Origin of the sequence: Roseburia sp. 1XD42-69 (assembly GCF_003612565.1) — a bacterium.
Lineage (GTDB): Bacteria > Bacillota > Clostridia > Lachnospirales > Lachnospiraceae > Roseburia_B.
Genome location: NZ_RAZG01000035.1, coordinates 1 through 11,051, shown reverse-complemented (window position 1 = coordinate 11,051; position 11,051 = coordinate 1). Strand labels below are relative to the sequence as shown.

At 41.3% G+C, this 11,051-nt stretch carries 8 protein-coding genes and 1 pseudogene; 5 read left to right on the top strand and 4 right to left on the bottom strand.

Annotated elements, in window-relative coordinates:
- Positions 1–92: 92 nt before the first annotated feature.
- Positions 93–1,268: a glycosyltransferase family protein gene (locus tag D7Y06_RS15345; protein WP_120408635.1), complete on the bottom strand. Its 1,176-nt coding sequence runs from the start codon at positions 1,266–1,268 to the stop codon at positions 93–95.
- A 178-nt stretch (positions 1,269–1,446) separates the two neighbouring features.
- On the opposite strand from D7Y06_RS15345, the gene D7Y06_RS15340 reads away from it, so the two are divergent.
- The 5 genes from D7Y06_RS15340 (at position 1,447) to D7Y06_RS15320 (ending at position 8,993) form a co-directional block, all read left to right on the top strand.
- The gene (locus D7Y06_RS15340) at positions 1,447–2,652 is read left to right on the top strand and encodes a glycosyltransferase family protein (RefSeq protein ID WP_120408634.1); all 1,206 of its coding nucleotides are present in this window, start codon (positions 1,447–1,449) and stop codon (positions 2,650–2,652) included.
- A gap of 21 nt (positions 2,653–2,673) precedes the next feature.
- Positions 2,674–3,669: a glycosyltransferase family 8 protein gene (locus tag D7Y06_RS15335; RefSeq protein WP_120408633.1), complete on the top strand. Its 996-nt coding sequence runs from the start codon at positions 2,674–2,676 to the stop codon at positions 3,667–3,669.
- A gap of 127 nt (positions 3,670–3,796) precedes the next feature.
- On the top strand, positions 3,797–5,659 hold the full coding sequence (locus tag D7Y06_RS15330; RefSeq protein WP_120408632.1) for a LicD family protein: 1,863 nt from the start codon (positions 3,797–3,799) through the stop codon (positions 5,657–5,659).
- A 45-nt stretch (positions 5,660–5,704) separates the two neighbouring features.
- Positions 5,705–6,064 carry a molecular chaperone gene (locus D7Y06_RS15325; RefSeq protein ID WP_120408631.1) on the top strand — a complete coding sequence of 120 codons (360 nt, stop codon included), beginning with the start codon at positions 5,705–5,707 and terminating at the stop codon, positions 6,062–6,064.
- Between the two features lies 1 nt (position 6,065).
- Positions 6,066–8,993 (top strand): LicD family protein, encoded by a 2,928-nt coding sequence (locus D7Y06_RS15320; RefSeq protein WP_120408630.1) that lies wholly within the window; start codon positions 6,066–6,068, stop codon positions 8,991–8,993.
- Positions 8,994–9,055: 62 nt separating this feature from the next.
- On the opposite strand, the gene D7Y06_RS15315 is transcribed toward D7Y06_RS15320, so the two are convergent.
- The 3 genes and pseudogenes from D7Y06_RS15315 to D7Y06_RS26015 all read right to left on the bottom strand — a co-directional run.
- Positions 9,056–10,111, bottom strand: a complete 1,056-nt coding sequence (locus D7Y06_RS15315; RefSeq protein ID WP_120408629.1) for an NAD-dependent epimerase/dehydratase family protein — start codon at positions 10,109–10,111, stop codon at positions 9,056–9,058.
- 11 nt (positions 10,112–10,122) lie between these two features.
- Complete coding sequence (locus D7Y06_RS15310) at positions 10,123–10,836, bottom strand: IspD/TarI family cytidylyltransferase (protein WP_120408628.1); 714 nt, start codon at positions 10,834–10,836, stop codon at positions 10,123–10,125.
- Between the two features lie 2 nt (positions 10,837–10,838).
- Positions 10,839–11,051 (bottom strand): annotated as a pseudogene (locus D7Y06_RS26015) (hypothetical protein); the annotation flags it as partial.

Here is an 11,051-nt window from a genome sequence, read left to right as displayed (position 1 = left end):
GGGCGTATTATCTCTGTTACAGTAATCAGCAGAATCAGAATAAGGCCGGTATTTACCGGCCTTATTTTTTGCAGAAAACAAAGGGATATTCTTTAATGAGAAAAAGCAATATCAAAAAGTTTTTCGATACGGATATTGTAGGTGTGGTTACGCCTGACTTCCTCCAAGCCATTTGCAGCAATCTCTTTTCTCTCTTTTTCATGGGAGAGATAGTAATTACATTTCTCCATTAATTCTTCCATACTTCCATAAATATCTAAGTGCGTGCCAAACTGAAAATACTCTGACAGCTCAGTTTGAAAATTGGAGAGGACAAAACCGCCGGAGGCCATGATATCCCATAGACGTAAAGGAATGCCGCTGCGGATAGACTTGGCAGTTGTATTCAGGTTTATCTGGCTTTCATGAAAGATAACAGGCATTTCAGTTAAAGTTTTGGCTGTTCCCCGATTGATTAATTCCGGCAGAAAAGAAGTATCGCTTCCGGTATATATGGTAGTGGGAAAATGTGTACTTAAAAGCTCCATGGTATGAATCCGTTCCATAGAAGTGATTTTGCTGCCAATAAAATATTGTGAAAATAGCCGTTTCTCCGTAAGTAAGGGTGTGTCTGGACTTATGCAAAAATTTGGGCAGGAATTTTTCACTTCCGTCATAATTTCATCGGACAAAAGTTCTTCTATAAAATAGTAACCGTACACTTTTTCCTGAGCACTCATTATGGCTTCTAAATATCCCCGGGTATATTCAGATAAGCCCCTAATGGAGTTATAAGGGCATTTTTCCGTATACAGTGAGCCTATAAAGGATATATTGGCAGAATACTCTTCTTGGGATCTTAAAGCGTTTGAGATTACTTTTTCTTTGGAAGAGATATTGGATGCCAGGGGAAGGTAAAATACATTATCCGGGTTAAATGGTAAAATTTCCAAATACAAGGTGTAATCAAAAATAAATGTGCGGTTGCATGTGTTTTTAATGGAAGGTGCATATAATTCTAAAACCGGTGCATCTACCACCCAGGAAATGTAACGTATGCGATAGATTTTGCATATTTCAGACAAGATAGGAAAAAAGTTAATACTGAAAATGCAGTCAATGGAATGAAGCTGTATAAATTCACTAATGCTGTTTACAATCTGTCCCACCACAGGATTTTTATCATAGATTTCGGTGTCATGTTCATAAACAGTGTATCCTAATGTCTGGAATGATTCTATAATGTCAGGCTCACAAATGCTTCCATATCGATAAAATAAGATGTTCAAAAGCGTTCTCCTTTGCTGTGTAAAATATGTGCAGTTGAATATTACTTTAATTTTCAAGGGAAAAAACCGATATATAAAATAGTTTTTCTCCTTACAAAGATACCATAAAAAGGGGAAAAACAAAAGAATTTTATTAAAATAAAGCAGGAAAAAACAGTATCATCCGGAGGGAAATGATATGAAGCGATTAATCTTTTTTAAGGGTATCTATGATACATTAGATTTATTTACGGAGGAACTTAGCAGAGCGTTTTGTATGCTGGGGTATGAAACGAAAATATTAGATGTGAGAAATATGCAGGAGAGTTTGATTCAATTATCAGAATTTATAAAGCAGCCGGTTACGGCAGCAATTACATTTAATAATCTTGCATTTAATACGGAATTAAGGGAAGGAGAGAATATATGGGAACAGTTAGATATTCCATGTATTAATATACTTGTAGACCACCCATGTTTTTACCATGAAGCATTAGACAAAGGACCCTGCAACTCTGTGGTGCTGTGCATAGATATCAATCATATGAAATATATTCAGCGTTTTTACCCTAACATTCCAGTGAGTGGATTTCTTCCCCATGCAGGAAGTATTCACGTAACAAATTATAAAAAGCTGGGGGAGAGGGAGATTGATGTATTATATGCAGGAGGGGTGTCCGCCTATGTCAATGATGCAATCCGTCCGGACTGGGGGAAATACGGGAAATTTAACGGGGAGGAACTGGGGGAGACAGTTTTAAAACATCTTCTTGAGGAACCGTCCCGCACCACAGAAGAGGCAGTTGAGTCAATCTTAAATTCCAGAGGGATTCTTTTAACAGATGAAGAACTGCGGCTATTGATAACGGATATGCGTTATATTGAAGGACTGGCAGTTTCCCATTTCAGAGAAGGAGCAGTCAGAGCTTTAGTGGAAGCGGGCGTAAAAGTTACTGTATATGGGGCAGGATGGGATAAAAGCAGTTTATCATGTCATCCCTGTTTTGATTACAGAGGAAAAATTCCTGTCAGAGGGATTCTGGAGAAAATGATGGATACAAAAATAGTTTTAAATACTATGACCTGGTTTAAAGACGGAACGCATGAAAGGGTGTTTAACGGTATGCTGGCAGGGGCTCTTGCGGTGACAGACACATCGGGTTATATGCTGGAAAATTTTAACGGTATGAAAGAATTGCCCCAGGAAACAGAAGACGATACAGAAAATGCCCAGCTTGTGTTTTTTGAACTGACTCAGATGGATAAACTGCCGGAAAAAGTAAAGTACCTGCTGGGAAATTTAGAACAGGCTCAGATAATTGCGGACTGTGGGTACCAGAAGGCAAGTGAGGAGCATACCTGGGATGTAAGAGCGAAAGAAATAGAAGAAGCACTATTTTCATAGAATCTGGAAGGAAGATAAAAAATGAGTGAATATATAAACATAGCAATTGCATTAAATGAGAATGTGATTATGCCGGCATACGTTATGGTTCATTCCCTGGCAGTAAATCAAAGAGAACTCCCGGTATGTATCTATGTGCTTTACAGTGAGTTAAGGGAGGAATATCGTAATTTCCTCATGGAAGCAGCACAGTGCAACAGTACGGACAATAAGGTCCAGTTTATAAAAATTGATCCTGAAAAAACCGCAGGACTGCCCTTTAATCATTTATGGAGTGTAGAAATGTATTATCGGTTAATGCTTCCGGAACTTCTGGGGGATAAACTGGAACGGGTGCTGTATCTGGATATAGACATTATTGTAAATAAGGATATATCCGGTTTCTATTATACCGATTTTGATGGCAGTCTGCTGATTGCAGCGAAAGATATGGAATTTGATAACATTCTTGCAATGAATGAGACAGAGGAAAAGGAAAGAAATGCATTTTTCACTCAGTTAAAAAATGAGGGAATGGTCTATTTTTGCTCTGGCGTTCTGCTAATGAATATAAAGGAATTAAGGAAGATGTACACATTTGAAAAGTATATGGAAATTTTTGAAAGTATACGAAGTAAAATTGCACTCCCGGATCAGGATTTACTAAATTTTACTCATTACAAAGATGTAAAGTTTGTGGATGAAATTAAGTATGGGCTGTTCACCCAGACTGCCCACACAAATGGTATGACATACCAGGAAGTCAAAGAGAATGTTTCTATTTTGCATTTTACAGGTCAGGCAAAGCCCTGGACCGTGAATTTAGTCCGCTATGACATTGAAAAAATCTGGTGGGAATATGCGAAGGGGGCGCCTTTTTATTATGAACTGCTGGAACAGGTATTTTTCAATATGATGGAAAGTACCTTTACAGAAAAAAAATTTCAGGAGCTAACGGCGCAGAATGAGGAGCTTAGAGACATGCTTGAAAAATTTCAGAGTTTGGTAGAACGGCTTTACAGGGGCGGAGAGTCTTAAGGCAAGCCAGACAGAGTGCAGGGCGTGTTAATAATTATCTGCAAATAGCCGATATATATATTAAGTGTTTATGACAGTGGATATTAAATTTTCCGCTTAATATACCAGAAGGGAAAAGCAATAAGAGATGGAAATTTCTAATTCGTATCTGGAAGATGAAGTGCGTGAGGGGTTCTTTGTCCCCAGTATTATGAAACGTGCCTGGGCTGTGGAATTGCAGGTTTTAGAAGAATTGGATAAGGTATGCCAAAGGCATGGCATTCCCTGGTTTGCGGAGTGGGGGACTTTATTGGGAGCTGTGCGTCATCAGGGGTTTATTCCTTGGGATGATGATCTTGATGTGGTAATGTTTCGCAAAGATTATGAACATTTTCTACAGGTTGCCCATGAACTGCCGGAAGGTTTTAAAGTGTTGAATTTAAGAACCCAGCCGGGGTTTCAGTACTTTTTGTCCAGAGTTGTGGCAAAGCCCAGGATCTGCTTTGAGGAAGAACATCTGGAAAAGTATAATGGATTTCCTTATATAGCGGGGCTGGATATTTTTGTAAGGGATTATATTGCGGCAGACTCTCAAAGAGAAGAGGCCAGGGTTACCGCAGCAAAATATGTACTTACGGTGGCGGATACCATTGGGACACCGAAGATGCAGGCAAAAGACCTCAAGCACCATCTGGGGCAGATAGAAGAAATGTGTAAAATAAAGCTGGATACTAATTTGGATGATGATTCTTTAAAAGCACAACTCTATCAAGTCGTGGAAGGAATTTTCTCCAGTGTGAAGGAGGAGGATTCCCTTCTGGTTACACAAATGATGCCTTACGGTGTAGAAAAGCAGGAGGCACGGTGGATGCCGAAAGAATGGTACGCAGGGAGTGTGCGGATGCCCTTTGAATATTTGTCTGTGCCTGTTCCAATAGCTTATGACCAGGTTTTATGCCGGGAATACGGAGAATATATGAAGCCGGCAAAGTGGAGGGGAGGAAGTCATACATATCCTTTTTTTCATACACAGCGAAAGCAGTTGGAGGAAGTATTAGATTTTGACATTCCGGGATACAGGTTTTCAAAGGAAGAGGCAAAGAGAATAAAGGCGGAAACAAAGGGTTCCTTAAAAGAAACTGCAAATGTTATTTTTGAAAAGTTAAGAGATTTAACCTTTCAGATAAAAGGAAAATTAGTCGCAGATGACAGAAGCGATACAGGGACTTTGCTTGTGGAGGCTCAAAAACTGGCAATTGATTTGGGAACTATGACGGATCAGGTGAAAGGCGAGGGGTTAGAAACAGTTCGGTTTCTGGAACAATACTGCGAAATTCTGTACCAAATTTACAGCGGGCTGGAAGGTAATGTCAGCAGAAAAGAAATGCAGACCAAAGAGATGGAATCCCTTTTGCAAGAGATACAGACTGCTTTCAATCATGAGGTTATGGAGAAAAAAGAGATCGTTTTTTTGTCTTATAAAGCAAAACATTGGGATACCCTGGAAGATTTGTACCGAAAGGTAAAAGGAAAATCTGACTGGGATGTATATGTGGTATCTCTTCCCTATTATGATAAAGATTATCTGGGAGATTTTACTGTGTTTCATGATGAGGCACGGATGCTGGAAGAAAAAGTTCCTGTGACACCTTTTGATACATTTGATTTTACACTGCATCATCCTGATTGCCTTGTAATACAGAATCCTTATGATGCATTTAATCCGGCTGTCAGCGTGGACAGGAGCTGTTACAGCAAAAATCTGCAGTTGATTACAGAATGCCTGATATATATTCCCTATTTTACTATGGATGAATTTGAAAAGGAGGACATTGCCTATAATGTAATGCAGTATTACTGCAATATGCCGGGAGTGGTAAATGCGGACAAAGTTTTTGTCCAGTCGGAGAATATGCGTAATCTTTATATAGAAAGGCTGACAGAATTTGCAGGGGAAGAAACCCGGAGCATGTGGGAAAAGAAAATATTTCATAAAAATGATTTATTTTAAGGAAATTTTTATAAATATTATTGAAAAATAGGAGGACTTAGAATCATGGAAGATTTTAGAAAAGAGCAAAAAGAGGCGTTGGAAGTATTATTGGAGTTCAATGAACGCATTGTGAAAAATTTAGGTATATTGGAAAAAGAATTGTCCGGACAGCGTCTGGATGACACAGATAAGTTTATCAAAGGGATTGTAGATGCCATAAATTGGGAAGTCCAGGTTATGAATGGCACCATGGAGCTTTTAAATGAGGGCAGAGAACGCATCAGCAAAGAAGAGTACAATGAAAAGCTTACAGAATTCAGCAGTGCTATTGCATCTAAAAACGATGCCAGGATGGCAGAGAGTGTGGGAGCGTTAATACCTTTGTTTGAAAGACTGGGAAGCGCAGCAAAAGAGGTTATCTAGCATGGAAAATATAAGCAGCAGTGAATATAATGACGTAATACACGCCTACAGTATGCTGTTGGAGCAGTTGGGCACCGGAAAGGTGGATAAGCAGTTTTTTCAGTATGTGAGCGCCGTCTATTCTTTTGCACAGATAGCAGGAGAGGATATGCGGGAGCAGATGGCAGCGGAGATATATGGTGTGCTGAAAGAGCAGGACAATGTGGGTGTGACATTTTCTGTGTTTTCTTTTCTTCTGCGTCTGGATGCAAAGGCGGAATACCTGGAAGAGTTTTTACAAAAACTGCGGAGCCTTCAAAAGATTTGTTCTCTGGAGTGGGAGATTGCGGATTATTATTACAGGCAGCTAAATCAAATTCGGCTGAAGCAGCCTCAGTGCGATACGGAAAATGTAAGGATTTTGTTGTCAGAGCTTGCAAGGCGGGGAGTAACCAGTTGTATGCGGCGGCTGAATGTAGCGGTGCGCCCGGTGGCTTTTGAGGAGCGCAATGCACACCGGGCAGTTGTTTTGACGGAGGAATTTCTGGAAGACGGATCAGAGCATATGGAGCAGGTATTGGAGTGTTGCTATGAGTTACAGCATACACTTGGAAAAAAGGTATTGCTGGTGAATACAGCAGAGGCTGTCTCCAGGGTAGGGGAAGTAAGCTTTTTCGGCCCGGAATACGGAAGTGTAGATGACAGTTTGGGAAATAAAAATCAGGTGGAATGGAGAGAGGAAAGAATTGACTTTTTCCAGTGCATGGATTTGTTTTCTGAACTGGAAAGGGCTGAGGATGCCATAAAGAAAATATTGGAATATAATCCTGGTATGGTATTTCATATTGGCAATTCCAGTTTTTTGGCAGGCATTATTGACGAGTGGATGCCTGTCATGTCCATAGGCGGCGTGTACGGGCGGTATGCAGTGTCGGGAACAGAGTTTCAGGCGGCTTTTGAATCCAAAGAGGAATTTCAGCAGGAATTTGCCGCCATTGCCAGGGAATTTGAAGAAACCATTGGAGATGAAAGAAATTTAAGACTGCGACTGGTATTCCCGGCGGATTTTTTTCAGGATGAAAACCGTATAGTACCCCACTATGAAGAAGGCACGTGGGAAACTTACAGTATTCACCCTGGACGAAAGAAGCTATGGGCAGTGGAATTAGGGATGCTGAAAGAGGTAATTCGGATTTGTGAAAAATACGGCATTCACTATTTTGCCTATAAGGGAACATTGTTAGGAGCAGTTAAGCGCCAGGGATTTTTCCCCTGGGATTATGATATAGACCTTGCAATGAAAAGGGAGGATTACGAAAAATTTGCGGAAGTTGCCCCAAAGGAGCTGGAGGAACGGTACTGCCTGATGGATGGTTCTTTTGTTCCCCAGTGGGAGGAGTTTAAAATTCAGATTTTGTGCAGGGCGGATGTGAAAGAACTCCTTGAGGGAAAGAAAAAATTTACAGTTTTTCCTGCCCCTCCTTCCGTACATATTGCCATATTGGATTATCTTCCGGCACAGAAAAAGGAGAAAGAGAGGCAGCAGGAGATTCTCCGGGATATTTTTGAGCTGATGTTCCGGATTGATTATAATGGGGAATTGGCAGGACATAGTGTTCTGGAATTTGAAAAATTAAAGCAAAGCCTGGGATACAACATAAATGAAACCGCTTCTGTGAAAAATCAGTTAGTGCAACTTCAGCAGTTGGTATCAGGATGGTGTGAGGCGGACAAGTCGGCGGGTTTGTTTCAGAGTATCGATTATTATAATGGACGCCGACAGTGTTGGAGGAGTTTTCAGGCGGAATGGTTTGAGGAGGAGGAACAGGTTCCTTTTGAAAACCAGACAATACCGGCACCGCGGCAGTATTCCCCCTTACTGGAGGTATTGTATGGAAATTCATGGCAGGAAGAGCGCTGTACCATAATCCAAGTGGATGAAGAAGTTTATATGAATTTGGATAAAAGTCTGTATAATGAAGAGGAGCTGCTGAAATACAAAAGAGACTTTTTTGAAGAAGAGAAGCTGGAATTACATTTTACCGGCTGCAATATAGTGGGGAACTTTTTCATAGAAAAGAAGATGAAATGCGCCTGGGCTGCTTCTATTAAGGTTCTAAAAGAAGTAGAGCGTGTGTGCAAAAGAAATGGGCTGTTGTATTTTGTTGACTGGGGTACCCTCCTTGGAACTGTGCGCCATAAGGGTTTTATTCCCTGGGATGACGATATTGATATTGCGATGAAGCGGGAAGACTATAACCGTTTCCGTGAAATTGCCGAGACAGAGCTTCCGGCAGGATACTGTTTGGTAGATGAGGTGTTTAATGAAGGGTGGACTACAAACGTATCCCGTGTTATCAATGTGCCGGATTTACACAAAGGCTTTATAGTGCCCCACACGGAAAAGGAAGAGGAGTTTTTCGGCTGTCCCTATATTATAGGAATAGATATTTATATATTGGATCATATTCCCCTGGATAAGGAAGAGGCAGATTTGCAGATGGATTTATTTGCAAATGCCATTAAGCTTAAATATGATTTAAGGGATAATGGAAACAAGGTGACGAGGGAAATCAGAGACAGGGCGAAAGCGATGGAAAAGGCGTGCAATTTTAAGTTTAAAAATGACAGTACGATTCTGTCACAATCCTTAAAATTAATAGGGGCTATTTCCCAGTTGTATGGGCCGGAGGACGGAGATGAACTGGGATATATGTATACCCGTTTCCAAAGCAGAAGAATTGTTTACAGAAAGGAATGGTTTGAGTCCAGTGTATCTCTGCCCTTTGAGACCACTACGGTAGAAGTGCCAAAGGAGTATATGAAGGTTATTATGGTGGAAGTTGGAGTAAGCTGGAAAGTGGGATACAGAGGCGGCGCAAGCCATGATTATCCCTTTTACAAAAAGCAGGAAAGGGATTTGGAAAAACAGGGAATTGTTATATCATAAAAATATGGATAAAAAAATTAAGCGTCTGTTGGAAAGCAGATGCTTAATTTTTTTATAGTATATTACCTACCTAAAATTTGTAGAACTTCATAGACCCCTGCCTGCATATCTGTCTGAGGCTGCCAGCCCAGTGCAAAGAGTTTTTTTGAGTCCAAAACAGCTCTGCTTACTTTAGAATACCCCTGTTTTTCTCTATTCCCAGGCATCTCAAAACATACCTTCCTGCCCGCTGCCTTAGCAATCAGTTCTGCTGCTGTCCGGATGCTTACAACAGAAGCCGGGTCTGCAATGTTATAAGCTTCCCCGCATCCCCCTTCTAAAAGCACTTTCAATATCCCGGCTGCTGCATCCACGCCATAACAGTGGGAACGCACCATCTCCCCGGAACTTTTCAGCACAATATCTTTTCCCTGTAAGGCATTCTGAAAAAATTGGCTCAGGGCACGGCTGTCATTTCCCGTCATAGTTGGGCTGTAACAGTGGCAAGGCCGTACAATTACTGCATCCACGCCATACTGCTTAATATAGCTTTGGCACAAAACCTCCCCGGCGCGTTTCCCGGAAGGATAGCAGGATCGGGCATCCTGATAATCCACATATCCGCAGTAAGTTTCAGAAAAACCTTCCAGTAATGCAGCATCATCTGGCTGTCCATACATTTCACCGGAGGATACGTAAAGCAGGCGTTTGGAATGATTTTTTAATGCCAAATCCAACATATGTTTGACACCAAGGACATTTGCTAAAAGCGTATCCGCCGGATACTCTGCAAACATGAAAGGGTCTGCATTGCTGGCTGCATGGATAATATAATCCGCCGGAATGTCTTGCCCTTGTTCAAGGGAAACATCAAATTCTTTCACATGGAAATAATTTTTTTCCACACACCCATGGAAGCGTTTTTCAATTTTTCCTTTGTGGCGTCCGGATGCATATATCTCTATATCCATTCCATGATGCTCATTTAAGTACACCAGCATATCTACAACACAGGACCCCAGCATCCCGGATGCCCCTGTAACCAAAACAGCACAATTCTTCAAGTTTTCCAAACAATTTCCAATTTTATCTGTAGCTGTTTTAATCTGACGGAAATAAATTTCATTTTCTAATAACATTCTTTGTCTTTTTATCCTTTCAGCCAGTTTTCCCTTTTAGACAAAAGCAGGGCTTTAAATATGTCAATGTCCTCTACTGTGGTAAGCTTCAAATTCTTTTCAGAGCCAAGGGAGAGTTCTACGGTTTGGCCCAGTTCCAGCATTAACGTGACAGATGCTACAGAATTGGTAATGCCCCGCTTTAAGGCTTCCCTGTGGGCCTCCCCTAATCTTTGCAGCGGAAACCCTTGTGGGGTCTGAGCTCTTTTTAAATGAGTTCGCTCATACACTTCCTCAGCCTGCGTCCCTGTCTCCGTCACCACCATTGCCTCGGCACAGGGGATGGATGCAATTCCGGAACCATATGCTAAAGTTTTATGTATACAGTCGGAGATGATTTCTTCCGATACCATAGGGCGGATGGCATCATGAACTAATACAAGGTCTTCTTTTCCATAATACTTTTCAAGCTCAAATACGCCGTTTCGTATGGATGCCTGACCGTTTTCCCCTCCTTTTATGACATGTTTTAATTTTTCAATGTTAAATTGTTTGGCATAAGCTTTTAACGTCTTTTCCCATCCTTCCAGACAGACAACGGCAATAATGTCTATTTCCGGGTGCCTCTGGAAAGCTTCCAAGGTATAGATGATGACAGGCTTATCATGGACGGTGAGGAACTGTTTTGGTATGTCCTGCTGCATCCTTTCCCCAGAACCTCCTGCAATAATCAGTGCTATATTCATGCCTAACCTCTTTCTGAAAGCATACAGTCGGCCTGATGCTTCCTCGCTTTTATCTCTTCCAGGGTAATATCTTTCAACTGTATGGAAGAAGCCGCTCCCGCATCGTGTTTCCTTTTATCCACCGGGGGAAGCGTCATGTAATCCCCGTAGAGCAGGGTGAGGTAGGTGTGGTAATCCACGAAAGCCCGAAACTGCATCCCCTCAAATTCCATGTC

Coding starts and splice junctions, on each gene's coding strand:
- D7Y06_RS15335 (WP_120408633.1), top strand. CDS start 2,674: ATGAGTGAATATATAAACATAGCAATTGCATTAAATGAGAATGTGATT.
- D7Y06_RS15310 (WP_120408628.1), bottom strand. CDS start 10,836: ATGAATATAGCACTGATTATTGCAGGAGGTTCTGGGGAAAGGATGCAG.
- D7Y06_RS15320 (WP_120408630.1), top strand. CDS start 6,066: ATGGAAAATATAAGCAGCAGTGAATATAATGACGTAATACACGCCTAC.
- D7Y06_RS15330 (WP_120408632.1), top strand. CDS start 3,797: ATGGAAATTTCTAATTCGTATCTGGAAGATGAAGTGCGTGAGGGGTTC.
- D7Y06_RS15315 (WP_120408629.1), bottom strand. CDS start 10,111: ATGTTATTAGAAAATGAAATTTATTTCCGTCAGATTAAAACAGCTACA.
- D7Y06_RS15340 (WP_120408634.1), top strand. CDS start 1,447: ATGAAGCGATTAATCTTTTTTAAGGGTATCTATGATACATTAGATTTA.
- D7Y06_RS15325 (WP_120408631.1), top strand. CDS start 5,705: ATGGAAGATTTTAGAAAAGAGCAAAAAGAGGCGTTGGAAGTATTATTG.